17 protein-coding genes and 1 other RNA gene are annotated in these 26,209 nt (G+C 51.2%); 8 read left to right on the top strand and 10 right to left on the bottom strand.

Annotated elements, in window-relative coordinates:
* Positions 1–64: 64 nt before the first annotated feature.
* Positions 65–1,279 (bottom strand): bifunctional alpha/beta hydrolase/OsmC family protein, encoded by a 1,215-nt coding sequence (locus IX84_RS03930; RefSeq protein WP_044216739.1) that lies wholly within the window; start codon positions 1,277–1,279, stop codon positions 65–67.
* A 300-nt stretch (positions 1,280–1,579) separates the two neighbouring features.
* Here IX84_RS03930 and IX84_RS03925 point away from each other — a divergent pair, with 300 nt between their 5' ends.
* Positions 1,580–2,869: an APC family permease gene (locus IX84_RS03925; protein ID WP_044216738.1), complete on the top strand. Its 1,290-nt coding sequence runs from the start codon at positions 1,580–1,582 to the stop codon at positions 2,867–2,869.
* Here the strand turns inward: IX84_RS03925 and IX84_RS03920 are convergent.
* The 3 genes from IX84_RS03920 to IX84_RS03910 form a co-directional block, all read right to left on the bottom strand.
* Positions 2,857–4,581: a DUF6909 family protein gene (locus tag IX84_RS03920; protein WP_044216737.1), complete on the bottom strand. Its 1,725-nt coding sequence runs from the start codon at positions 4,579–4,581 to the stop codon at positions 2,857–2,859. The genes IX84_RS03925 and IX84_RS03920 overlap by 13 nt on opposite strands.
* A gap of 55 nt (positions 4,582–4,636) precedes the next feature.
* Complete coding sequence (locus IX84_RS30665; protein ID WP_052515749.1) at positions 4,637–6,031, bottom strand: DUF6089 family protein; 1,395 nt, start codon at positions 6,029–6,031, stop codon at positions 4,637–4,639.
* 553 nt (positions 6,032–6,584) lie between these two features.
* A complete protein-coding gene (locus tag IX84_RS03910; RefSeq protein WP_081968599.1) occupies positions 6,585–7,790 on the bottom strand; it encodes a T9SS type A sorting domain-containing protein in 1,206 nt (401 codons plus the stop codon).
* A 296-nt stretch (positions 7,791–8,086) separates the two neighbouring features.
* Here IX84_RS03910 and IX84_RS03905 point away from each other — a divergent pair, with 296 nt between their 5' ends.
* Positions 8,087–9,415 (top strand): hypothetical protein, encoded by a 1,329-nt coding sequence (locus tag IX84_RS03905; protein WP_152604906.1) that lies wholly within the window; start codon positions 8,087–8,089, stop codon positions 9,413–9,415.
* Here the strand turns inward: IX84_RS03905 and IX84_RS03900 are convergent.
* The 3 genes from IX84_RS03900 to IX84_RS03890 all read right to left on the bottom strand — a co-directional run bounded on the left by IX84_RS03900 (position 9,405) and on the right by IX84_RS03890 (position 12,246).
* Positions 9,405–10,970 carry an AAA family ATPase gene (locus IX84_RS03900; RefSeq protein WP_044216733.1) on the bottom strand — a complete coding sequence of 522 codons (1,566 nt, stop codon included), beginning with the start codon at positions 10,968–10,970 and terminating at the stop codon, positions 9,405–9,407. The two genes, IX84_RS03905 and IX84_RS03900, sit on opposite strands and share 11 nt — an antisense overlap.
* Positions 10,971–10,993: 23 nt before the next feature.
* Entirely contained in the window at positions 10,994–11,491 is a 498-nt protein-coding gene (locus IX84_RS03895; RefSeq protein WP_052515748.1) for an FKBP-type peptidyl-prolyl cis-trans isomerase, read from the bottom strand.
* Between the two features lie 104 nt (positions 11,492–11,595).
* Complete coding sequence (locus tag IX84_RS03890; protein WP_044216731.1) at positions 11,596–12,246, bottom strand: hypothetical protein; 651 nt, start codon at positions 12,244–12,246, stop codon at positions 11,596–11,598.
* A gap of 248 nt (positions 12,247–12,494) precedes the next feature.
* Between IX84_RS03890 and IX84_RS30660 the strand changes: the two genes are divergently transcribed.
* The 3 genes from IX84_RS30660 to rnpB all read left to right on the top strand — a co-directional run bounded on the left by IX84_RS30660 (position 12,495) and on the right by rnpB (position 15,242).
* Positions 12,495–13,178 (top strand): LolA family protein, encoded by a 684-nt coding sequence (locus tag IX84_RS30660; RefSeq protein ID WP_052515747.1) that lies wholly within the window; start codon positions 12,495–12,497, stop codon positions 13,176–13,178.
* Between the two features lie 90 nt (positions 13,179–13,268).
* Positions 13,269–14,768, top strand: a complete 1,500-nt coding sequence (locus IX84_RS03880) for a GH3 auxin-responsive promoter family protein (protein ID WP_044216729.1) — start codon at positions 13,269–13,271, stop codon at positions 14,766–14,768.
* 30 nt (positions 14,769–14,798) lie between these two features.
* An RNA gene (gene rnpB / locus IX84_RS30725) (RNase P RNA component class A) lies at positions 14,799–15,242 on the top strand.
* A gap of 61 nt (positions 15,243–15,303) precedes the next feature.
* Here the strand turns inward: rnpB and porV are convergent.
* The gene (gene porV, locus IX84_RS03875; protein ID WP_044216728.1) at positions 15,304–16,521 is read right to left on the bottom strand and encodes a type IX secretion system outer membrane channel protein PorV; all 1,218 of its coding nucleotides are present in this window, start codon (positions 16,519–16,521) and stop codon (positions 15,304–15,306) included.
* A 173-nt stretch (positions 16,522–16,694) separates the two neighbouring features.
* Complete coding sequence (porU, locus tag IX84_RS03870; protein ID WP_044216726.1) at positions 16,695–20,576, bottom strand: type IX secretion system sortase PorU; 3,882 nt, start codon at positions 20,574–20,576, stop codon at positions 16,695–16,697.
* Between the two features lie 243 nt (positions 20,577–20,819).
* On the opposite strand from porU, the gene IX84_RS03865 reads away from it, so the two are divergent.
* The 3 genes from IX84_RS03865 (at position 20,820) to IX84_RS03855 (ending at position 25,063) form a co-directional block, all read left to right on the top strand.
* Positions 20,820–21,845, top strand: a complete 1,026-nt coding sequence (locus tag IX84_RS03865) for a PorP/SprF family type IX secretion system membrane protein (protein WP_052515746.1) — start codon at positions 20,820–20,822, stop codon at positions 21,843–21,845.
* A gap of 307 nt (positions 21,846–22,152) precedes the next feature.
* Positions 22,153–23,652: an SUMF1/EgtB/PvdO family nonheme iron enzyme gene (locus IX84_RS03860; RefSeq protein WP_044216724.1), complete on the top strand. Its 1,500-nt coding sequence runs from the start codon at positions 22,153–22,155 to the stop codon at positions 23,650–23,652.
* Between the two features lie 106 nt (positions 23,653–23,758).
* Complete coding sequence (locus tag IX84_RS03855) at positions 23,759–25,063, top strand: UDP-N-acetylmuramoyl-tripeptide--D-alanyl-D-alanine ligase (RefSeq protein ID WP_044216722.1); 1,305 nt, start codon at positions 23,759–23,761, stop codon at positions 25,061–25,063.
* Here IX84_RS03855 and IX84_RS03850 read toward each other — a convergent pair.
* The gene (locus IX84_RS03850) at positions 25,056–26,150 is read right to left on the bottom strand and encodes an arginase family protein (protein ID WP_044216720.1); all 1,095 of its coding nucleotides are present in this window, start codon (positions 26,148–26,150) and stop codon (positions 25,056–25,058) included. The genes IX84_RS03855 and IX84_RS03850 overlap by 8 nt on opposite strands.
* Between the last annotated feature and the right edge of the window lie 59 nt (positions 26,151–26,209).

The raw sequence follows: 26,209 nt of genomic DNA, 5'->3' as shown, positions 1-26,209 counted from the left end.
CAGTAACTGGATGTCAGAGCCCCGGTAGCCATTTGGTACCGGGGCCCTGCACTTTTGTAGATCGCTATTTTTTTAGCTTTGCGGCTATTTTGACGGGGTCATGTAGCGTACGGTGAACGGGGCATTTTTTAGCAATTTCAAGCATCCGTGCTTTTTGATCTTCAGAAATCGGGCCGTTGAGTTCCAGGATGAGCTCAAAATGGTCGATCTTGCTGTCCGGTTGGTCAGGGTTCTGGCAGTCTTCGGCATGATTCTTACTATGCTCCAGGTGAACAATCACCTCTTCCAGAGGCCATTTTTTTCGCTTGGCATACATGCGCAACGTCATTGCCGTACAGGCACCCAAACCAGCCGACAAAAACTCGTAAGGTGAGGGGCCAAAATCATTCCCCCCAACCTCCGGGGGCTCATCTGCGGTCAGTCCGTGCTTACGTACGGTAATCTCTGTAGTAAATGCATCCGCCTGCCCCAGCCGGGCTGCCACATCTTTATCTGAACGGAGTGCGCGGCGTTCTTCAAAGTCAAGGTAGCGTTCTGCCCAGGAAGCGATGACATTTCCAACATACCGGCTGTCCTTTTTCTCCGTGAGCAGATGGTCAGCACCATCCAGTGAGATATAGCTTTTAGGGTGCATAGCTGCCTCGTATATCTTTCTGGCATTTTCGATGCCCACGATCGTATCCTGAGGAGAATGGAGCACTAGCAGCGCCCGGTCTAACCGCTTGATGTAGGGCTCCAGGTTATGCGTCCGGATATCTTCCAGAAACTGTTTTTTTACTGTAAACGGGCGATCAGCGATCCTGATTACAGCCAGGCCATCAGCTTCTATGGCGTCTGTTTGTTCACTGAATAAGTGCTGCACGTGGTCGGGGGCATCCGGCGCACCAATGGTTACCACGGCTTTTACGGAGGGGATTTCATGGGCTGCACGTAGTACAGCTGCGCCCCCGAGAGAATGCCCGATCAGTAGGGCAGGGGCCTCGTATTCATCGGCTAAAAAAGCAGCTGCCTGCACTAAATCCTCAATATTTGAAGAGAAATTGGTATCTGCAAAGTCTCCCTCGCTTTCTCCCAGCCCTGTGAAGTCAAAGGAAAGCACTCCAACGCCTTCAAGGGTTAATGCCCGGGCGATATTACGAACAGCCGTGAATTGCTTGCTGCAGGTAAAGCAATGGGCAAACAGGGCATAGGTATGCGGATGCTGATGGGCCGGCAGCTCCAGCCGTGCCGAAAGGGAAACTCCTTCTGCATTTTCAAAAGTCAGATTTTGTGGAGACATCGTGAACTGTTTTTAAGATCGTTGGTCAGTAAGTAGTCCGGGACAGAGAAACCTGCGCCTCCCTGCATTCGCACCAATGGCGAGCAGCCAATCGGGGCTGACAGCTAAAGGTAAGGTGTTCTGCTTCCGGATAGTGCAGCAGGGAGGATGTTTTGGGTGTTAACCATTGCATCGGTTGGTAATATGTTATCATTTCGTTATGGATGAAATACAAGTAAGTCTGCTGGTGCTAATATTGATACCTTTATTTGTTTACAGCAACCGGACTATGATCATTGTTCAATATCGAACGCAATAAAAATGCACGCCTCCAAGGGTCGGAAAATAGGATGGGTAAGTGCTGCGGCTATCGTCGTGGCCAATATGATTGGGACTGGGGTATTCACCAGCCTTGGGTTGCAAATCGAAAAGATCGATAGTGTGTGGTCTGTTCTTTTGCTGTGGGTATTGGGAGGGCTAATCGCCCTGATGGGCGCTTTCAGTTATGCAGAATTAGGGACCCGGCTGCCCAAGTCGGGCGGGGAGTATAATTTCCTTTACCATATTTATCACCCATTTTTAGGCTACCTTGCCGGATGGGTATCGCTTACGGTTGGTTTTGCTGCTTCGGTGGCACTGGCAGCGATGGCTATGGGGCAGTATGCTCAGGATTTTCTGCCGGTCAGCCCAGAATTCCTGGCGGTAGGCGTGATTGTGCTGATTTCCCTGGCGCACTCCTTTAGTATCCGGCAGAGCAGCAATTTTCAGAATGGAGCTACAGCAGTGAAGTTGCTGTTGATGTTGGTTTTTATTGTGGCTTGTTTCGTGTTGCCTGCGCCGGAAGGTACTGCCCTTTCGGAGGCTTCCTTAGAGCTGGAAATTGGCACCTCTGCCTTTATGGTTGGGTTGGTCTATGTGACCTATTCGTTCTCTGGCTGGAATGCGGCTGCCTATATTGTAGAAGAAATCAGGACGCCTGCCGTCAATCTTCCCAAAGCGCTTATCCTCGGTACGTTGGTAGTAAGTCTGCTTTATGTACTGCTGCAGGCCGGCTTCCTGTACCAGGCCTCCGTGCAGCAGCTCGATGGGCAAATTGAGGTGGGGAAAATCGTTGCGCACATTCTTTTCGGTTCTACAGGCGGGCAATTGATATCTTTGTTCATATCCATGTTTTTGATTTCGAGCATCAGTGCGAATATTTGGGTAGGCCCAAGAGTAGTGCGAGCCATGGCTGATGATTTCACCATCTGGCGCTTTTTTGCAAAGGATAACCTAAGTGGGGTACCAGTACGAGCAGTTTGGATGCAGGCTGGTATCAGCTTGTTTATGGTACTGAGCAGCCCGTTTGACCGGGTTTTTTTGTACAGTGGTTTTGTGCTGCAGCTATTTACCACGCTGGCTGTAGCCGGGTTGCTATGGGTGCGGTGGCGTGATGGGAAGGTCGGGTACAGCAGCCCCGGCTATCCCTGGGTACAAATCATCTTTTTAGCAATCAGTGTATGGGTGATTGCAGTCCTGATTCATGACCAACCCGGGGAAAGCCTTATGGGGGTTGCAAATCTTCTGGTCGGGGCTATCTCTTATTGGTGGAGCCGCCGTTACAAAGCCTGATCTTTAGGTTCAGGCTGACCAGGTGCCGGGCTCAGAATCCGGTTTAAGAATTGAATGGTAATAAGATAGGTGGGTTTGACCCCATCCGCACCGAGACTGCCTGAAGCCAGGGTTTGCCCGGAGATCAACGGGTTGTCTGAAGCGTAGTAGGCATACCGTAAAGAGACTTGCTCATTGATGCTTTTTCGGATTTTCGAGGCAGCCTGTATCGCTTTTTGGTAATGAGCGCCCTCCATTTCCAGGCCAGCTGCTTTCCAGGAGGATTTTAGAAAGTATCTCAGTATATCCCGGTTTTGGAGCGATGTGCCCATCACGGTGATCATTGGCCCGGAGAAGACACGTAGCCCTCTGCCCTGAAAGTCCTCCGGGCTTAGCTCATTTTCAATAGGGTAGTTGTCGGCAGTCCCTTCAAAAACGTGGGCATCCGGGATCATAATGTCCCCCTTGCCGCCTTCCAAAATACCGGCCTTTCCCATGATGGAAATCGATTGTACATTTAGGGGGAATTCCTCACCGTTTTCTTTTTCGAAGGGCTTCAGGAGCTCGTCCATCGTCTCGTAGGCCTGTTCGCCAAACGCATAATCCATCACCAGGATAACCGGCTTTTCGCTGGAGATGTGTGATTCGTCTTTTTTCAATTCAGCAGGCAGTCCGGAGAGGTTGAGCTGCGCGGTATCAATAATTTGTACGGATATGTTGGTACCGCTGGTGTCATCAATCTGTATCATTCCATTGCGTACGGCATATTTTTGTACGCGCTGGCGCATTTCTTTGTTGACGGGCTCACTCAGCTCCCGGGCAAGGTCTTCAATTTCATTCTTCGTGCGTAGTGCAGCCTTGGCATAGAGGGTGTTCATTACGCTATGCAGATTGGCACTAATAATATGGATCGGTCGGCTGAGCAGGTTGCGCTCCAATAGTGCCGACTTGACATTTCGGGCCCAGAGGTCACCGTAATAGTGGTGGCCGATTTTTTCGCGAAGTGCGGAGGAGAAGCTGATTTCCCGGTCGCCTTCATCCATAGCTTCTTCGGTGGCGAGCTTGCCCAGCCAGTAGGTAATGTGGAAAACGCTGTTGACATCAGAGGCGCTCGAGAAACGCTGGCAGGCATCCACGGTCTCTTCGTAGGTGCGGCCCAGCAGGGTGCTGAGGTAGGTATAAGCAATTTCTTTGTTGTATTCTTCTCCTTTTTCCTCCTTGGTTACAATTTTCTCCAGCATTTCCCATTCGCGGCGTTTACGCTGTCTATGGTCTTCACTGTTGCGCCTGATCTTTTCAGCTTCAATATACATGAAGGTCAGATGAGTGAGGATGTCATAGATATCGCTTCGCCCCCTGGTCATCTCGATGTACATCTGTGCGTCGTCAATCCGGTAGCTGTTGCGGCGGCGCTTGCTGGGGACGATGGGTTCGAAATTGCTATCCTCAAATCCTTCCCGGGAAATGAGTTTGATGTACCGGCATTCCTCAATGCCCCTGGGCAATCGTTGAAAGACATACAGCAGCCCATCAAGTTCCACTCGCTCAGGGTCATTAATAGAGCCGTAAATCTCCGGCCGCAACTGTGTAAGTGCCTCAATAATGGCTTCGCCGGAAACACCCAGAGGTTTGTAATTCCCCCGGATAAAGAGATGGCGCATGGCAATATAAAGCCGTTGGATAGCTGCCCGTGATTCCTGGGCTCTGGAACGCTGATTAGGTTTTAGTGGCATATACGCTGTTTTGATGGAAAGAAACAGTATGAGTTTTTGATTGGTTCAGTGCACGCTATTCTTTGATGAATTGCAGGCTCACTCTTCGGGCTGCTGTTTCTCTTCCAGCTTGGGGGGTAATGAGGTAAACACCGTAGTTGATGCGGCTTTTGCTTACACCCCAGGATAAGAGGTAATTATAGGCTTGCTCAGTGCGGCTTCGGGCAATTGCCAGACCTTCCGATCCCGTTGCTACACCTTGCAACAGGAGTAATTGGCCGGTTTGTGCCATCAACTTGCTGGCTACTTCGCGCAGGTATTGCTGCTGGCTTTGGTTGAGCTGAGTATCTCCTTCTGGAAAAAAGAGGCTTTCCAGGGTGTAAGCTTCAGGAGGGGAGAGCGGAGGGCATCCGAAATGAGCTCTTGTGCCTGCTATTTTAGGGCATTGATCGTGCTCATCGGTAATGCCATCGTGGTCGATATCTTCCGGCGGGCACCCCGCTCTTGACGATGGCCCGGGGCGTTCCGGGCATTTATCTTCTTCATCCGGCACACCATCGGCATCGGTATCCGTATTCGGACACCCCGCCTGCTGCGGTGGCCCCGGGCGGTAGGGGCACTGATCAATGAAATCCGGTACCCCATCTGTATCACTATCGGGGCATCCGTCAAGATAACCGGACTGATTGGGGCAGGCATCATCAGGGTCGGGTATGCCGTCATTATCGGTGTCCGGGCATCCCTGGAATTTTGCATTTCCAAACTGGTCCGGGCAACGGTCGGATTCGTCTGGTATTCCATCCCCATCGCGGTCTGTTTCGCCCCAGGTGTAGGTCAGTGACAGGGTAGTGGTTAAGTACCAGTCGCTGAATTCCGGATTGGCAGCCTGGCTGACCCCATCCAGGTAGTCAGAAAAGCTGGCGCGCAGGTTCGCTTCGGCCCCTAGTTCCCAGTGATCATTCATGGCAAAAGTAAACCCCAGGCAACCGGGAATAACCCACTGCGGACTCCCTTTGTCGGCCTGTATATCAGCCTCTGCACCTGCAGGAAGACTACCCTCCGGCCGGTTTGTAAGAAAATCAACTCTTGGTTCAAAAAAGATTAGCCCCATGCCCAGCCCAAGATAGGGAGACCACCTTGAAGTATGGTATTCGTGCTGCAGGAAGTGCCACTCCAGTAAGGTGCTGCCTTCTGTAAACAGTGTGCGGAATGCGATACCTCTGTTGTTCCTGTCATTGCCAACGAGGTCGCCTGAGACGCCCTGAAGCCTAAGGGCGAAATGAGGCTGGAACTGGTAACGCAACTGTCCACCTGCAACCACACCCATTTTGTCGAAGTCGCCAAACCTGGAGCCAGACAAATCTCCCTGAAGGACGGTGGTCCCTGTGACTCCCCCTATAGCCCAGCGTTGTTGCCCCAATGCGAGATGAGTCAGCAGGAGGAGTGCTCCAAGAAAAAAAGAATACTTCATGCTTTGTGGTAGTTTGGGTATTGGGACAGGAGGGAAGATAAGGGTATTATCAGTAAGGGTAAAGTGGGGGCAAAAAAAAAGCTGACCCTCTGGGGGTCAGCTAATCAAATGTCTAAGTTTCCAGGTTTAAACAGTCTATTCTTAGGTATTTTGGAACCGAAAAGGGTAAAAACAGTGGGGTAGGTTCCAAAAAGGTATCAGATTTCCTAGAAAGTACTCTCCGGATTGTGCCGGAGAGTATTTTAAACAAGAAGCGTGTAAAACTAAGTTATAGTTCTCCAAGGCAGGATTTGTGCAAAGTTGACGCAGGTATTTTTTTCGCTCGCAAGGCGAAAAACGCAGGCATCCGTACGGACGGCGAGGCTTTTCAACGCAGCGAGCGGAAAAAAGAGCAAGTCAAAATGCATTAATCTCGCCTTGGAGAACTATAGTTCGGATCCGGCTCAAAAAAAGGAGCTGGCTTCCCAGCCCCCCTTATTATGAGAATCGGATAGTCTCTCAAAGCTCTCTTTTTCTATATTTCCAAGGTACTCATTTGTACCTGTTTGGCTCTTTATCGTGTTGCTTGTATCTTCATCACCTGCAAGCCCTTGTCCGTCTTCACTTTCAGCAGGTAAAGTCCTGCAGGAAGTGCGCTTGCATTAAGTTGCCCACTGCGTGCGTTGGGGGCATAGCTGTCAACAAGACGCCCAGCTTGGTCGAAGAGTTCCATTTGTTTGATCATTCCCGGCTGATCACTGCGGAGCTGTGCGTGCAGCACACCTGTGTTGACTGGATTCGGGAAGACCATTACAGCATCTAAAGGAAGCATTTGCTCATCCGTGCTTACAGGCTTGCCGACCAGATTGAGCGTGATGCCCTGGTTGGAAACAAATCCGGAACGCTTGAATCCACCATTGAGAATAACTGGAATATCGATATTAACGCTTTGCAAACCGAAAATCACTTCTTCCACAACAATACTAAACTCAGCTATCGCACCAGTCCCTACAACATAATCACCCGGACTGCCCATGTAAAGCGCAATATCGGAGTAACCCAGGTTCTCATGATGATAAACGAAAACCTCTACGCCCTGCTCTGCTTCCATCAACCACTCATTGCCATCTACATCGAAGTTTAACTCGATAGCCGGGTCTCCGGCAGGCGTTTCTGCTACAAGTGACAAACCATAATTGAGCTGAAATCCCATGTAGCCAAGCTCTATATCCTGAGTTTCCTGTGTGGCAAGGTTGAAAGGTATTACCGCCAACTCTCCGGGCGTGACATCAATAGAAGCGCTGTCGCCGAGTACGAGCTGACTTCCGATACTGGATGCGCCGGTTTGAAATGGATCAGGCTGATAAGGCCCATCGACCGCACTATAGTAATTACTCTCAATAACCAGTAAGTCGCTGTCATCCACCTTTCCGTCGCCATTGCAATCTGCATAGGCAAAGCTGCGTTCTGTTCCGGGATAAGTACCTGACCAACCTGTCAAATCAATGTCCTGCGCTTCAAATGTTATAGTAGCATTTGGGCGTGGAGCACCTTCTGTACCCCGGGCATAAGCCCAGAACAAAACATCCTGATGATCCACAAAACCATTACCAGAAACATCTCCGGGGTAAAGCTGCTGACCTTGGACCGGCAAAAATGCCAGGAGGGAGCAGGCAATGCCCAAGACTGTTTTGATATGTGTTTTTGGAAACTTCACAGGATGTCGTTTTTTCTTTACGCTTACAAATATAGAGTGGGGAAAACCGGTTAACAAGTACATTTTTTGCTATTTTTCAGCTAGATTCCAGCTGCAAATGATTAATTAGTTTTTGGGCAGATGTCTAAAGTGTTGGTTATGTATGTTTTGTGTTGTTTATATGTTAATTTTTTATTATGTGAATCATTTGTTTTTTTGGTTTGAGGCTTGGAATGAAGGAGGGGCTCAAACAAAAATAAAAAAAGATCGCGGTTGTGTATACCAGTAAATTAGGACAATTACTTTTAACATTTAATACATCGGACTGGAAAAGGTTCCTCACCTTTGTTGAATCTCCGTATTTCAATACCAATACCGATGTGATCAGGCTCGGGCAGAGTGTTTATCAGCTTAGGGGCAGCGAATCCATTACTAAAGCCGAAGTATACCGGCATTGCTTCCCCGGGCAGCCGTTCGACACTCAGCGGATGGGTACGCTTATGAATTACCTGCTTAAGCTGGCCGAGCAGTTCTTATCCGTGGAAAAATTCCTGAAGGATGATTTTGAGTCTGTGAAAGATCAGCTCTGGGAATTGTCTGACCGTAAGCTTTCCAAACACTACGACTTCCTGCTCCGCAAGCTCGAAAAGCAGCTTGGTAAAGATGATAATAAAATTTCTGCAGTTCACTTGTCCAGGCAGTTCCGGCTGGCGGAGGTGAAAATGTTCCACTTTTCCAATCAGAAGGTACGCCGGGGAGATCCTATCATGCAGGAGGTTTATCAAAAACTGAACCTCTATTATTACACAAGGGTGCTGCAGTACTCTTGCGCCCTGATCAGCTGGCAGCTGGTTGTCAATGGTAAGTTCGAGCTGTCCAAAGTGACGACTAATCTGATAGAAGACCTGTATAAAGCCCCGCCGAAGTACCCTCTGATCCTGATTTATCTAAGCATTTATAAGGCGATCGTCACAGGGGAGGAGGAGAATGGGCTGCACTTCCAGAATTTACTGGCTTATCTGGAAAAGTACGAGCAGCGCATCGAGCACGATGAAATTAAAGAGATTTATCTGTATGCGATTAACTTCTGTGCAAGGAAGATCAGGAAGGGGGAAAACAGCTATTCCACTATCGTACTGAACCTCTACGACGAAGGCATCCGGCATAAATACCTGCATACGAATGGCTACTTGTCCCATTGGACTTATACCAATGTGGTTAAAATGGGACTATTGCAGCACCGCTATGACTGGGTGGAGGAGTTCATAAACCGGTATAAAGAGGAGTTGCAGCCAGAATTTTATGAAGATGCATTCCACTTTAACCTGGCCGAGCTGTACTTCACGAAAGGCCTGTACAATGAAGTGCTGGATCATATTCAGCACTTGTCGTTTTCAGACCCTTACTATAACCTGGGGACGAGAATGATCATGATTAAGACCTTCTACGAACTCAACGAGGAAGAATCCCTCCTGGCCCGGCTGGCCTCCTTTACCATCTATCTGAAAAGGGATACCAATCTTTCCAGCACCTATCAGCAAACCTGCCTCAACTTCTGTAAACTCCTTCACCAAATCCTAAAGGTCAATTCAGACCAGAAAAAAGAGAAGCTTATCCGGGAGATAGAAGAGACGAAACCACTGGCAGAACGCAACTGGCTGTTAACGACTCTGAAGGCGCAAAAGATCAGCCCCGTGTCTAGATATTAGTGTAGGCGTACTGGACTTTTTCCAGGCGCAGCTTTAGCTGTTCCAGGGCTTCACGCACTTCCTCCAGGTTACGGGTTACCACCTCACTGTGGTCTTTGTGCACGAAGAGGTTATCCTGCAGATGGTTGAGCTCATCAGGTGCATGAGAATGTATTTTCTCTTCCTGCTGCGTGATGTAGGCCATGAGGCGTTGGTGGCGCTCGTCCCAGTGCTGTTGTACAATATGATGCGGCTTTTTGGTGATCACCTCAGTCCGCTCTGCCTTGCGCGTACGTAGGGGGTAAGCATAGCGCTCAGAGTTGTAGAATACTTCAACGGTGAATTGCTGGCTGCTTTTCTGGGCTTTCAGCCGGTTGACGAGGTTGAATTCGCGGTCATAAAAGTTGGTCACTTGCGGGGTGTCCAGTTGCAGCTGGTTGAACTGCTTCACACTGAGAAGCACGCCATCAAATTTGTCGTCTTCCTTAACGAGCTCGTAGTACTCATCTTTGATCGGCTGCAGTTGTTCTTCGGTAACGGTATGGCGCACCCGGATTTCCCGGTCCACATCCTCCTCGAAATCCTGGGTTTCCCGTTTGATCATTTGCAGGTTGACGGCCATTGTATAGCCATGGCGGCGGATGGCCTCCGTTACGATCTCCCGGATTTTGTCGGTCTGCTGGGGCTGGCTCCAAAGGCAATGCACCATCAGGAAGCAATCCATCAGGTCGACCTTACTTCGGCCATTAAGAAAGGCGGAAGTACGCAGGAGGCGAACAATCTTCTTCCAGCGCCGGTCGTGCACATCGATCAGACGGTCAGCGCCCGCAGACCGGGCATTGTGCTCTTCAATCTTGATTTTGACAACCTGTATGGTGTTTAGAACCTCCGCAGGGACTTCTATGGCATCAATTTCCTTGCTCCATGCCTCCAGTTCGTTTACGGTGAGCTTTACGTCTTCCGGCACATCATCTTCGTACACATCTTTCGTGTCCGTGATCATGTTCAGGAAGTTCTTAAACTGCCGGATGTTGCCCATTTCCAGCCTGATGAGAAAGCGGTCCCAGATCGGGTCGAGGCTGCTGTTGCCCGGAGGCAGCTCATTGGAGGCGGTGATAATGCCGCGGATGTCTACTTTGTAGTCTTCACCTCCGTTGCGGTAGATTTTCTCATTGAGAATCGTGAGCAGGGCATTCTGAATTGCAGGCCCGGCTTTCCAGATTTCGTCCAGGAAGACAATATTGGCACTGGGCAGGTAATTTTTGGTTTGGCGCTCGTACCGGTCCTCTTCCTTTAGTTTTTTAATAGACACCGGGCCAAAAATCTCGTCGGGCGTGCTAAACTTGCTCATGAGGTACTCGAAGCTTGTACCATCGCGGAAAGCGTATTTGAGCCTGCGGGCAATGAGGCTTTTGCCAACTCCCGGAGGGCCGAGTAAAAAGATGCTTTCACCTGCCACCGCACTAAGCAGGGCAAGCTTGATGGACTGCTCCCGCTCGTACAGGCCGCTGCAAAGCCCGTTGAGCAATTGCTCTGTTTTTTTTCGTACAGGTGTATTGGTAAGCGTAGTTGGCATGAGCTGCGTTCGTGTTTTTGAGATTAGTTTCTGACGCCGTCTTCCTCAATATAGTTCTTGCGAATGTGCTCGTCAAGAGTCGCCTCACGGACGTGAAGTACCACACCGGAGAAGTGAAGCGTGCGGCCAGCCATCTCATGATTGAAATCTACCCTTACTTTTTCTGCTGTCCAGGATAAAATCTTTCCGTTGTGGGCATCGCCAAGGTCGTCCGTCAGGGTGACATAGTTACCGGCAATAAGGACGTTATCGCCCAGCCCCTGAAATGCGGACCGCGGCACTTCAATAATATTCCCTTCTTCCACCGGGCCGTAGGCTTCTTCCGGAGTGAGCGTGAATTCGAAGCTTTCACCTTCTTCAAGCCCTCTGAGTTGTTCCTCAAAGGCAGGAAGCAACTTTCCGCTCCCGAAGTAAAACTTGAATGGCCAGTTGGGGTCCATGCGCTCCAGCAAAGGGCCTTTAGCATGGCCTTCCCGCAAATCGTAGGCAATAGTGATGATATTCTGATCTTCTACAAGCATAAGGTAGCGTTTGCAAATTGTACCCTTTAAACTGGAAAGTGCCGGAATTGTTTTTGAGCCCGGTGCTGGCTCAGGATTTGTAACTTCTGGTAGAAGGGACAGGCTTAATTCATAGAATAATGCCGGAGGAATGCAGCCAGCCTTTCTAACTTGGAAAGGGTGGGAGCGGGTGCAAAAAGGTGACTTTCCAATGCGGTGGTATAGGCTCGAACGATGTCTTCAAAATCTGGCCGGTGGGTTAGCCTTGCCAGGACTATGCCCCGGAAACAACGGTTGATTTGATTATGAACAAGGGGTAATACTTCTGATGGAGACTCATTGAAGAGTTGGTCAAGGGCCGAAGGTGTATGGTAGGTTTTGAAAAATGGCAGACCTGCTTCTTCCAGCTGCGTACCGAACAACAGTGCAGCTGCTTCCTGGTCTTTTTCATCTTTGACGTTGAGCCGCTGGAAGCGCTGATCATAGAGCCGTGCCATCGGAGTGACCAGCGTCATGCTATCCGGCTGAAACCCAGGCAGCCCATTGGTGAACGGAAAAGCCAGGTTCTCTACATCATCAATGCGCAGCCCGACATGCGCTTCCATAATACTGCCCGAACTAGCCGGGCTGGAGGACAAAATCAGGCAGCTAAACCCATTCTTTGAGCTCCGCCTGAACTGATGCAGCCTGGGCAGCCAGTCATAACCGTGCTTTTTAAGCTTATGGGCGAGTGCATCAACAACACCCTGCTCCTGTAGAGATGTGGAACGCTCCATTCAGATTGAATATATCCTTAATAAATGATGGTACGATTGGTGGGCTTATTCCTAAACGCGGCACAGGGCAAAAGGTTTCGGAAAAGAACAAGCCGTACGCCGGGCGTGACTATGGCTTGCTATCCAAGCCGGCCGATCACGGCCTTCAGCGCTCACCTTTAAAAAAACTTTAACCCCAATGCTCTTGTTAGGCGGTCAATAAACGGCGTAATTTGCCCGTTTAAGGACAAACCATAAGACAGACATACATGAAGAAATTGCTCTTTTCCGCCGCATTCCTGGCTTATCTCATGCCGGCTTTCGCCCAGGACAATACAGTAAGCAGTGCCGAAGATTCTGACCCGCGCGCCAAGGCCATTCTGGATGAAATCCGGAAGCGCTTCGAGAGCCTGGAATCCCTTGGAGCCGATTTTACACTTGATATCACGTTCCCGGAGGAGCCTACTGAATCTCAAAAAGGGAAAATTGCCAAGCAGGGTGATAAATTCCGCATGAGCATGGCGAGTCAGACCGTCATTTCCGATGGGGAAACGCTGTGGATGATTTTCGACCACAATAAGGAGGTTCAAATCAACAATATGCCCGATGAGGCAGAGATGGGGGGCATGGTCCTTTCTCCGGAGTCCTTGCTTAATTTCTATGATCATGGCGATTTTGCCTACTTCATTACCGGTGAAGCACGGGAAGCGGGGCAGGTCGTTCAGCAGATTGAGTTTAAGCCCATGGACCGCAATGCGGAGTATACTAAGCTGCGCATGAATGTCAGCAAAGCGAGCAAGGATGTGGTTAGTGTGACAGCTTTTGGGCGCGATGGGTCCCGCTATAAGCTCAGCCTTGACAGCCTTGTTCCTAATAAGCGCTTCCCCGCCGGGCACTTTGCCTTCAATAAATCTGATTATCCTGACTACTACGTTGAGGATTTAAGAGAGTAAGAAAAATTCGCATAGTTATATCTTGAAAGGGTGCGGCACAGGCTGTGCCCTTTCTGATTTGTACTACCTTTGCAGGAAATTCTGATACGTATGGGGTTTAAGTCTTTCCTTCTCAAGCCATTTGCAAAAAAAATTGCCCGCGATATCGACCGCTGGTCCGCGGATGGGGTAGGTGCTCAGCGCAAAGTCTTCCAACAATTGCTGGCCAGGGGGCAGCATACGCGTTTCGGCCGAGACCATCAGTTGAAGGCGGGAATGCCGTACGAGGCTTTCCGTGATCAGGTGCCGGTACGGGACTACGAGGCGCTGAAGCCTTATGTGGAACGCATTAAGCAAGGGGAAAAGGACGTGCTCTGGCCGGGCTTGCCTAAGTATTTTGCCAAAACCTCCGGCACGACTTCCGGCGTCAAGTACATTCCGCTGACCAAAGACAGCATGCCCAACCACTTCGGGTCTGCCCGCAATGCCCTGTTCAACTACTATGCCCGCACCGGCAATGGCCGCTTTCTGGATGGCAAAATGATTTTTCTGTCCGGCAGCCCGGAGCTGGAAGAGGTGGGGGGCATTCCTACCGGCCGGCTTTCTGGCATCGTCAACCATGAAGTGCCCGGTTGGCTGCGCACCAATCAGCTGCCGAGCTACAAGACCAATTGCATAGAGGAGTGGGAAGAAAAACTGGAGCGGATTATAGACGAAACCATGCAGGCAGATATGCGCCTCATCAGCGGTATTCCGCCATGGGTGCAGATGTACTACGAGCGCCTGCTGGAGCGCACGGGCAAGCGCACTGTGAAGGAGGTATTCCCCAATTACTCCATGTTTGTTTACGGTGGCGTCAATTTTGAGCCTTACCGTGCAGCCCTGGAGAACCTGGTGGGTGAGCGCATAGATAGTGTGGAGACCTATCCGGCCTCCGAAGGGTTCATCGCTTTCCAGGATTCGCAAACGGAGCCCGGGCTTTTGCTCAATGCTGACTCCGGTATTTTCTTTGAATTTATCCCGTTGGAGGACATCCATAGCGACCATCCGCGCCGCCTTTGGCTGGATGAGGTGGAAGTAGGCGTGAACTACGTACTCATCATTAATAATAATGCCGGGCTTTGGGGCTATAATATCGGCGACACCGTGCAGTTTGTTTCCAAAGACCCTTACCGTCTTGTGGTTTCCGGCCGGGTGAAGCATTATATCTCGGCTTTTGGCGAGCACGTTATCGGCAAGGAAGTGGAAGAAGCCATGAATGCGGCAGCGGCCCGGCATCAGGTGCGGGTGGTAGAATACACCGTGGCTCCGCAGGTGAGCCCGCCTGAGGGTGGTACCCCTTACCATGAGTGGTTCGTGGAGTTTCAGGAAGCCCCGGATGACCTGGAGCAGTTTGCTGCTGATCTGGACCGGGAAATGGTGCAGCAAAATATCTATTACCAGGACCTGATCGACGGGAATATCCTTCGGCCGCTCAAAATTCAGGTCATGCAAAAGGATGCCTTTCGAAATTATATGAAAACGCAAGGCAAGCTGGGCGGGCAGAACAAAGTCCCCCGTTTGAGCAATGACCGCAAGATCGCAGACCTGCTGTCGCCCTGGAAAGCATAGCATTGAGGAAAAAGTTGTACATTGCCCGCTGCTGCCGGCTGCTCTGTCGCGGTTGCCGGGTACGCCCGGCAGGTGAGGAAAGTCCGGACAACGTAGAGCGCCACGCCACCTAACGGGTGGGCTTCGGCTTACGCCGGGGACAGAAAGTGCCACAGAAAGCTATACCGCCTATACCGTAGCTGTTGGCAGGTGGGCAAGCCCGCCTTCGCCGAGGCTTCGGTGGGCAAGGGTGAAAACGTGCGGTAAGAGCGCACGCTCTGCTTTGGCAACAAAGCGGAGGGGTAAACCTCGTGGGTTGAAATGTCACGTACATCCCGATCGGGCATACGCCTGGCTGAGTTGCTCGCTCAGCTCACTCCGGTGATTCGGGAGGGGTAGACAGCTCGACCCTGCTCGTGAGGGCAGGGCTAGATAAATGACAGAGGTCCCGGTTTGACCGGGATACAGAATCCGGCTTACAGGCTTGCAGCAAAAACAAAAAGCCCGGTACTCCATGTGAAGTGCCGGGCTTTGTTTTTCTTGTTAGCCTTGCTGCTTATTCGAGTTCGCCCATTGAACCAAAGTCAAACAGCAGAGAGAACCGCAGGGTATTGTCCAACGGGTTCCGCTGATTGGTGGTCGGTACGAGGTAAGAAAAGTTCAGGCCAAAAATATTGTACTTCAGGCCCAACCCTACCGTCAGGTACTTCCGTCCACCTTTTTGTAGGTGTTCATTGAAATAACCTGCACGAACGGCAAACTGATTATCATACCAGTACTCAACGCCGAAGGAGTACATCAGCTCCGTGAGCTCTTCCCGCAATCCTTCCGGCGCATCGCTGAAGGAAGAGAAAATACCACTGATGGAAGATTGCTCCCGGTAATCATCGATACCGATTTCGCCGGTTTCATCACAACCATCTCCCTGACAAGGGGTAGGAACCATCAGTTTATTGACATCGGCAGTCAGCGTCAGTTTGTTGTACTCGTCCAGCTCCATAGTGTAAGCGGCGCCCAGGCCAAAGTTGGCAGGTAGAAAGTCCCGCACAACAGAGTTGGTGTAAGTAATACGCGACCCGATATTGGTCAATGCCAACCCTACCATAAGCTCTGAATCACCGCGGTCGGTGTCTATATCTGTGCGGTAGGTAAAGGCTACGTCAGCAGCACCGGCAACGCCAGGCTCAATGGTTTCGCCACCTTCCACCTGCTGACCGGCAGCAAGGTTGGAGTAGATAAACTTACCCGTAAGGGAGGCAGAGAAGTTGTCTGTCAGTTTACGGGCATAAGCAGCAGAAACTTCAAATTCGTTCGGTTGGCCGATTGCCAGGGGCTCGCCATTTTGGTCCGTAAACTGAATGCTGCCCAGGGAGAAATAACGCAGCCCAAAGCCGAGCGTCTGCAAATCATCCAGCTTATAAAAGCCGGTCAGATAAGCAAGGTAGACATCATTCAGCCCCAGGTTTTGCAGCCAGGGCGTATAAGTTGCTGACATCGCGAAGGTTTCTTCGGCAAAGACCAGCTTGGATGCATTAAAGTGGATGGCGTTGGCATCCGGAGATATGGCAATCCCTGCATCGCCCATCGCGCCCGAGCGGGCATCCGCTACGATACGCAGGAACGGGACAGCAGAAACAACGGTATTCGTACAAGGTGTACCGTCTAGGTTGTAGAACCTGCCTTCTTCTTCGTAGCACTGTGCGTCCGCTTGCCCAACGAAAATAAACAGGGCCGCTACGGGCAGAAGGAGTTGTTTAAAGAGTAAATTTTTCATGAGACGCTCACGGTTTTTCCAATTGATGTTGCAAATATACAAGTTTGTAGACTAGTAGGGGGTGTTTCTGACAAGACCTTATCATAGGAGGATCGGGTCTCACTGAAATACATACTACAAACGGCGTACCAAAGGTTGCATTTCAGGAGTTAAAAAAATTAACATATTGCAAATTACTTCAAAATTACGAGCTTCTCGAACTCGCTCTCGCCGGTGCGTGCCTGCAAGCCGGTGCCAAGTGCCCTTACCTTTACCTTGTACAAGTAAACGCCCCGGGCCAGCTGATCGCCGAAGTCGTCCCGGCCATCCCACTCAATGCAGTCGTCCTGCCGCAGGGCACCATCGGTAACCATCGTTTGCTGCAGGGTTTTGACCAGGCGGCCGGCAACGGTATAGATTTGAATCAGCACGTCGACTTCCTGATTGGCCAGGTTATGGTCAAACTGAAAACAGGTGCGGTCGGTAAACGGGTTGGGGTAGTTGAGTACATGCTGCAGGGCGACCTCTCCTGATCCGGCGACGACAAATTCCGTATAGCCCGTCGCGGAATTATTGGCCACATCCCAGGCTTTGACCTCAATGCGGTGACGGCCTTCCGGCAGTTCATTCATCGGGTAGCGAACGGTCCCCTTGGTGTAGTCATCGAGCTCTGACTCGTAGAAGTCGTTGAGAAGCAGTGCATTTTGGGTGTCTTCATTCAGCACGCCTTCCAGATCGTGGCCGATGCTGTTGCCCACCACGTTGATGCCGTTATCATCGCTAAGCTTAACCAGCAGGGTCGGTTTGGGGTCTACCACACTGCCAAATACAAAGTCTTCTGTGTTCATGTAAACTTCCACCTGTGGCCCCATATCGTCGGCTATGGCATTAGGGTCGGTCCCGCCGATCTGAATGGCTTCGTAAGACCCGGCAGCATCGAGCATCCGGCTTTCATCGGCTGCGTAGTAGCTGATTTTGCCGCTGCCCAGCTCGTAGTTGATATCTTTAGGCACTACAAAGGTGAACTCAAACTGCCCGTTAGCGACCGACGCCCGGCCCCGGAAAATCACATTATTCTGAATACGGTAATTGAATACGCTATTCTCGCCCTGCCCCAGAGTGCTGACGATTTGCGCTTTGTCGAACAGGGTGGGGTAGACGATGCCGTTGAAGTCGGTATCCACATTCCCGTTATTATCCAGTACGACTCCTGCAATCGTTACTTTTTGCAGTGCCCGCAGGGTATCGCTTCGCAAAGAATCCTGTGGGTTGAGCGGCACGCCATTGACGGATGTAGTGGCTACGTTGTACCTGGGCAGCGCCAAAGGCATTGACGGGTCGCCGATGAGGGTGAACTTTCGGGTGTTATCTGTATCGTCTGTTTGGTTTTTTCCGAGCAGATAAGCTTCTCCCACCGTGTAGGGCAGCCCTTCCTCCGACTTTGACAGGATATATTCCATCGCATTGGCCGTCAGGCGCTTATTTCCCCCTGTGAAAACAGGGCGTACGGTAGTCATTAAAGCTGGCGCTCCTCCCCGCGGGTTGAGCAGCACTTCTTCTCCTGCAGAAACGAAGGAGGGGTCGTCAAATCCAGTAAAGGTACAGGTAGCAGTGATGAAGATGGGCATGTTGTTTTTATTGTCCCAGCCCAAGATATCCGAAATATTGAGCACCCGCTCCTGTGCCCAGCCTTTGGGGCCACCATGACCCAGGTAGGTCACGGCAAATGCACCTTTGAAGACAGACCGGTTGAGCTGTTCGGTAGCCAGTGGGTAGCGCTCTCCACCGGGCGTAGACTCTTCGGGGAATGCATCCAGATAAATTTTTTCGAGGTTCATGAACGGTGCCTGAGCCTGAACGGCCTCTGCGACGTCATCTGCGTCCCGTTGATGCGTATTCGTATCTCCGTCATCGGCTACAAAAACCAGCTGATTTCGCCAGTCTCCAAGGGTACTTGCACTTTCGTCGTAGTGTACAATTTTGTCGACGATGCCTTCCAGTTCCTGATTGGATTTTACGGGCAGCCGGCCGACCGAAATATTCAGGTCGCCCCGCAGCGGGTCATTGGAGCTGCTGCCATAAAGCACCGCGTAGAGGTCATCCGTAGGGTAAGCAAAAACCGGGTGCAGGCTGTCATCCTGATAGGAGGGCACAAAGTTGCCGCCCAGCTCATAAATATCCCGGTTGTCAAAGGAGGCATCTCCTACCAGGAGCAAGTATTTGAACTTATCGGAGCGGTCGTAAAGCATGCGGCAAAAGTCTCGGATCGCTGTAGGTTCTGCCCGGCCTCCGCCGAATTCATTGAAAATTTGTTCCGGCGTGACCAGCTCTATGGAGATGTTGTTAAAATCTGCCCGGTGTTCAGCCAGGCGCAAGGCTCCTGCCTCAAAATCCGGATGATAGATGATAATCATATCTGCATCGGTGATGCCGTGTATGTTTTGATTCGGCACCGCTCCAATCGCTTCGGGGACCAACAGATTGCCAGCAGGGTCAAAAGCCACGAATTCGCGCAGGCTGCTGGTTTCCACTCCAAAGCGCAGAATGTTGCCCGAGAGGCTGTACTGTTGCGCCCGGGGCTGCAGAGGAGCGGAAACATCCCAAATCTGCAGGTTCTCATTGGCATTCTGCAGCTCAAAGGAGGAGGAAGGATAATTCAGGGTTTCGATGTCGCGGAATGCCGTTTGAGCGCCGGTAAAGCTGTAGATCAAATTGCACCGTACATTAAATTGCACCCAATCGACCCATCCTTCACTGTTATCACCGCTGCCCTGTGGAAAGGGGTAGCGCAAGGTGACGTCGCTGCTATTGGTGTTCACAAAAATAGAATCGGATATTCTGGCGTAGCGGGCATATTGAGAGGTATTGTCAGAGGACGTATTAATAGCGGGGGTGGAATTCGCCAGGTTGCTCTCCAGGGTCTGACCTGCCACATCCATTAGGAAGGAAGAGCCAATACGGGCACGCAAGGCAAGCCGGGCATCCACATAGACGGGCTCGGTTTGTACGAGGTTGTCAAACTGGAACAGGTTCGGGTAGGTATATTCCCGGGCTACTTTAAAGTGGTCGCCAAACCATGCCTTGCCAGCACCCTGTGTCTTGGACCACTCGTGGAAGATGTTGATTTCTTCCGGCTCAAAGACGCTACGGTTGTTATAAGAGGAAGTGGTGTAGGCTGTATTGCTTATTGAAGGCTGCTCGGCAATGCGCTGCCCGTTGTTGCTGCTTACCTTTATAAAGTAGTAATTGGCTCTATCGTAAGGGTTTTGCTGCCAAAAGAACTTCCCTTCGTCTTCGTCGTAAGCCCATATGCTAGCCCCCTGCCCGTAAAATACCAGGTAATCGCCATTGTCAAAACTGCCGTCATTGCCACCGGACACCCAAACGGGCAATTCTGCGAGGTCATCCGTTCTTGGAGCTTCAGAGTAATAAGGCAATTGCCCGCCCGGTATGCCCAGTAGTTGAATCCGGGCCGGGTCGATATTGTCAATGTCCATGCCCAGCTTATCCTTTAGGAAGGTGTAGGTCAGCTTATGCATGCCCGTTTCGGTAACGGCAATTTTGTAAATATCGCCATCGCTCAGCTTGGAGGTCTCGGTATTGTTGGGCCCGCGGAAAGCGAGGTTGCTGCCCGGGTCCGGCCGGAAACTGATGCGCAATTTAAAGCTGCTGAGCCGCTCGTAACGGCTACCGCTTTTAATGATGGGCACGAAGCTCAGGCTGCCGTAATACCCCTCCCGGTGGCGGTTGACCCGGGTTTCAAAGTTCAGCTGTTCGCCCAGGTTTTCCGCAGCCAGGGGCGCTTTTTCCCAACCAAAGGAAGTATAGGAGGCATCCAGCACTTCCACCCGGATCTGTCCCTGTCCTTCCACCTTGAAACGCTGGTAAAAGATCGGCAGGACATCATCACCCTGAATGGCTCCATCAAAAGCCCAGTAATGCGCTACCCGGCCATCGGCCAGAACGCGCTGTGGCTCGGATGTCCAGTCCAGTTCTTTAGAGATTTCCATAGGGAGCTGTGCCCGGAGGGGCGCTGCCAGGATCAGGAATAAACACAAGGTGTTAAAAATTTTCATAGTATACTTCTTTGAAAAGTTGGGCAGTTCTTTTGTCAAGCAATTAGCTAAGCCTTAAAATTAACAGTCTCATGCCGAACCAGTTTCGAAAAATTTGGTATGTTGCCTGAGCCTTTTGTAAAATTAGAAGGTTTGTCAGAAAAACGGCGAAGGTTAGCGTGTATTGCTCGTTAAGAGATACGGAAATGTCGCCTCCGCATGATTTCTCTTGTTGCGGGAACCAATTGACCAATAAACAGCCTAATGGGAAGACTACTCACCATACTTTTTTGTTCAGTACTGACGGCAACTGCACTTGATGCACAGGACCCGGTGTTCAGTCAGTTTTTTGCCGCCCCTATGCAGGTTAATCCGGCATTTGCAGGTACGACTTTTGCACCCCGTATTACCGTAAATTACCGCAATCAGTGGGCGGACTACGAAGGTGGGTACGAAACCTACTCCGTAGCTTACGAGCAGTCGCTGGAGGACCTGAACAGCGGTTTCGGGATTGTTGTTCTTGGCGATGATGCAGGCAATGGCATCTACAATACTACTCGCTTTCATGGGGTGTACAGCTACCGCATAAAAATTAACCGTACATCCGCTGTCCGTATAGGGGTGGAAGCCGGGATGATTCAGTCGAGCCTCGATTGGGATCAGCTCATTTTTCTGGATCAGCTCGACCCCATCACTGGCGCTTCCGGCGGGGGCGGTGTGCCTGCCCCCACCGAGGAACAGCGCCCGGTCAACCTCAATAATACCGCAGTTGATATCGGAGCGGGGCTGCTGTTCAACAGCGAAAATGCTTACGCGGGTTTGTCCCTGAAACACCTGAACAGCCCGGACGAAAGCCTTCTTGATATTAATGAGAACCTGGGAGCGGGGCTGCCGTTGCGTATTACGCTGCATGGTGGCTGGCAAATCCCCCTGATTGCAGGCAATAATAGCCGCAATAGTGCGTTTGTATCTCCGAACTTCCTTGCAGTAAGGCAAGGAGAGTTTGCACAAATCAACGGAGGTGCGTATTTTGGGGTCGGAAGTTTTTTTGGAGGTGCCTGGTACCGGCACACCATTAATAATGCCGATGCAGCGATCGCCCTTTTTGGCGTCCGTTACGGCGTCTTCCGCTTCGGTTACAGCTTTGACCTCACGCTCAATAGCCTGACGTTAGGCAATACCGGAGGGACCCACGAGCTTTCCCTCACGATTAATTTTGAGGACAGCAAGGAAGCTCAGCGGCGGCGCAAAACGTCCCGCTATAACAATTGCTTTAAAATGTTCAACTAGCCCCGGCTGGTTGGGCGCGAAGGAAAACAGTGGCTCGCCACTATTTAAAAATTTTCGGCTTACGGCAGCGCCGGATTTGGTGTATCGGCATGTAAATGGCGTTAATTTGCAGCGTTCATTTCCCTATGCCATCATAAATTGCTAATTTCCCGCCCTCAAAGGAAAATGTGGTGGTCGGATAATAGTAACGTACTACGCTCCAATCCTGAGTGCCTGCCACTTCATGCTCAAATAATGGCTTTTGAAAAAGCTGTTTTTGATATTAAATGTATTTGTTGGTCGATTCTCAAAAACAAATTTTCTACTAATGAAAAATCTGCTGAAGTTTAGCGCATTTCTTTTTGGTGCAGCGCTCGTGCTCAGCTCCTGTGGCGGTGGGGAACGCTCTGCCACAACAGGCTGGAAGTACAACGACACTAAATGGGGAGGCTATGAAAAACTCGATTACGATGGGCAGGTCGCAGGGCCTAACCTCGTGCTGATCGAAGGGGGTACCTTTACAATGGGCCTCACTGAGCAAGACGTAACTTACGATTGGAACAACATCCCACGCCGGGTTACCGTCTCCTCTTTCTATATGGACGAAACGGAGGTATCCAATACCGATTACCGGGAATACCTCTATTGGATTGACCGTGTCTTTGGGGAGTCTTACCCGGAGGTTTACCGCAATGCCCTGCCGGATACCCTGGTTTGGCGCGAAGAACTGGCTTTTAACGAGCCTTTCGTAGAAACCTATCTGCGTCACCCATCATATGACAATTACCCCGTGGTAGGTGTGAGCTGGGTACAGGCCACCGAATACTGTAAGTGGCGTACTGACCGGGTGAACGAAATGATCCTGGTTGAAAAAGGTATCCTCAACCTCAACACGGAGCAAAAAGACGAAGACAACTTCGTAACGGAGTCTTACCTTGTTGGTCAGTATCAGGGGGATGTCCGTAAGAACCTGAAAGATTTGCGCACCGGCGGAGAGCGCCCGGTACGTTTCGAGGATGGTATCGTGATGCCGGACTACCGCCTGCCCACAGAGGCAGAGTGGGAATACGCGGCGCTGGCCCTGCAGGGCAATCAAACCTCGGAGAAGGACGAGCGGATCTCTGACCGCCGTTTCTATCCATGGGATGGAAATACCGTTCGCTACCAGAAGCGCGACAAGTATCAGGGTGAAATCCTGGCTAACTTCAAGCGTGGCAAAGGTGACTACATGGGTATGGCCGGTAACCTGAATGACGATGCGCATATCACCGCGCCGGTCCGTTCTTTCATGCCTAATGACTTTGGCCTGTACAATATGGCAGGCAACGTCAATGAATGGGTGCTGGACCTCTACCGCCCACTGACAAGCGCTACGCTGTCTGATACGGAGAACCACGACCTGAATGCCTACCGTGGTGGCGAGTTCCAGCAAATGGAGCTGGATGAAGATGGCCGCCCGGTGGAGAAAGACAGCCTCGGCCGTTTGCGCTATCGCTATGTGACTGACGAAGAAGCTGCTACCCGCGACAACTACAAAACGGGTAAAGTATACAACTACCTGGACGGCGATAAGCAGTCACAGGCTTATTACGCCACGGGTGAGCATACGTTAGTCAGTGATGAGACCCGTGTTTATAAAGGCGGGTCCTGGGCAGACCGTGCATTCTGGTTGTCTCCGGGTGCACGTCGTTACCTGGATCAGAACAAATCCTCGCGTACCATTGGTTTCCGGTGTGCGATGACCCGTACCGGCTCACCGAGCGGCAATGATGATGTTGGAGGGCACCAATTCAACACCAAGCGCAAGCGCGGCAGCAGAAGATATTAACCAACTTGCTGATGCTTGTATCGACTAAGTATCAGTGAAGTATACTGAAAGCCTTCATTCCGGTCCGAGCCGGGATGAAGGCTTTTTTTAATACGTTCAAACTACCATGAAGTCAATCGAGGAAATTTATCAGATTTTTGTTGCATGCGGGAGCGTGACCACGGACTCCCGGAAAATCAATACCGGCGATCTCTTCATTGCCTTGAAAGGCGATCGCTTTGATGGGAATCAGTACGCCGCTCAGGCTTTGGAAAAAGGGGCGTCCTACGCGGTGGTTGATGATCCTGCCGTAGTGAATGGAGAGCGCTACCTGCTCGTGGAAGACACCCTGAAGGCCCTTCAGGGATTGGGCCGGCACCACCGGCGGCAGTTTGATATCCCGGTGCTGGGCATTACCGGGAGCAACGGGAAGACCACTACAAAAGAGCTGGTAGCGGCGGTGCTCAGCCAAAAGTATCAGCTGCACTTCACGCAGGGCAATTTCAATAACCACATCGGTGTGCCTCTGACCCTGCTGGCGATGCCCCGGGATACGGAGTTTGCTGTAATCGAAATGGGGGCTAACCATCAGGGTGAGATTGATGAGCTAAGCCGGATTGCAGAACCTTCTCACGGGCTGATCACCAATATCGGGAAGGCGCACCTGGAGGGCTTCGGTGGCATAGAAGGCGTAAAAAAAGGCAAGTCAGAACTGTACCGCTTTCTGGCCGAGCGGGAGGGGCTGGTTTTCATCAATCAGGACGAGCGATTTTTGCAGGACCTGGCTTCCCCCTGTAAGCGGCATGTCAATTACGGAAGCGGTGCATGGGATGCTGAGGAGTATCTCCCGGTGGAATTAACAGGAGAACAGCCCTTTTTGTCCTTCGCTTTTCGGGATCCGGTCTCCGGCAGCAGGGTGGAATCCGGTAGTAAGCTCATCGGGCGGTATAATTTCAACAATATAATGACTGCTACAGCCCTGGGGATGCACTTTGGGGTGCCGGGGCAAAAGATAAAGGCAGCGGTAGAGGCATATCTCCCTGAAAATATGCGGACGCAGATTTTTGAAAAAGGCGGGAACACTTACTTTATGGATGCCTATAACGCGAATCCGACAAGTATGCGCAATGCCCTGCTGGCCTTTGCTCAGATGGAAGCGTCGCAGCGCATCGCAATTATGGGGGAAATGCTGGAACTGGGGGCAGATAGCGAGCAGGAACATGCCGCAATAGTAGAGCTTGCTTTGGAGCAGCCCCTGGCGTCTGTGCTTTTGGTTGGCAAGGCATTTGAGGCACCGGCAAAGGCAGCTGGTTTGCCGTACTTCCCTGATGTACAAGCCTTACGGACCTGGTTTGAGCAGCAGGATTATCAGGGCGTGCACATCATGATCAAAGGCTCGCGGAGCAACAAGCTGGAGGGCTTGCTTAGTTAAAGCGTTCCAGCGCCTGAAGCAGGCGTTCGGGCAGTTTACCCTGACAAGCTTCCAGATAGTCGTTATAGGAACAAGGTACGAGGCGGTGCCTTTGCAGCTGATGGTGCGTTTTTACAGGTACCTGCATCCACCACCGGTTGCTGCGCTCGCTCCGCCAGAAAGTGATTTGGTAGTCGTGGTCTTTGAATTCCACGATATACTCCGCCAGGCCCTCCATCGTTGACGGGAAGTCCCCCTTTCGGTGGAGGTACCCATCAATGAAGTACCAAATCATTTGAGCCATGAGCTGGGCGGTCTGCTCCATGAAATCCATTTGTGGCTCAAAGCCATAAATACCAAAGGATTTCAGCTTGTCGCTCATGCCGGCATAGCGGGCAATCTGGCAGGCTTCGTCACTGCTGAAGCCGTTAGGGGAGGGGCGTTCCTGCCCCAGGGCCTCCATACCCTTGATGGCAGAGAGGTTGAAGCTCAGCAGGTCCCCGTCCCGGATGATCGGCTCGAGCTCCGGCAATTCTGAACGGGCTTTGCCCAAACGGACATAGTCAAAGTACCGCTTCTGTAGTGCCGTTAGCGTGGCCGGAGAAAGGTAATGGGCCTGCCCGCCAATAAAGCTCAGGTGGAAAAGGCTGGAGCGCGGGCTATCGATAATTTCCTGAAGGTAAAAAGTGCCGGTATCACGTACAGTAGTGTGGTAAGGCACCTTCTCATCTACCACCACCAGATTGATGAGGTACTGCAGTTCCTGATAGGCTTTATATTGTGCCAGTGCCTGCGCCGGATGGCTGCCGATGAGAATGGGCATCACTTCGCTTTCCAGCAATTCCTTAATAAGCGGGATAAGAAAAATGCTTTCCTGTTTGCGGGCATTGCCCAGATCCGCGATAGGCAAACCTTCAAAGGGGCTTTTGAGGGCATACAGGCTTTGCCGGACCACATCGGCTTGTTCGGCGCCCAGGCCGAGGATCGCAACAGAGCCCTTGGCCAGAGCCGGGAAAGTCCGTTCGTACCGCTGAATAGTACTGCCCAGGCAATCATCAGGAAAAGAAGAAGCCAGCGGTTTAAGTGGTTGTAGCCAGTTGTGAAGCATAAGAAGGCATAGGTTTTGTCTGTACGGCGGGTAAAGATAGGGTGTGGTTTCTATATTTG

It is taken from the genome of Phaeodactylibacter xiamenensis (assembly GCF_000759025.1).
In the GTDB taxonomy this organism is placed as follows: Bacteria; Bacteroidota; Bacteroidia; order Chitinophagales; family Saprospiraceae; genus Phaeodactylibacter; species Phaeodactylibacter xiamenensis.
This window is presented reverse-complemented; position numbering and strand designations above follow the sequence as displayed.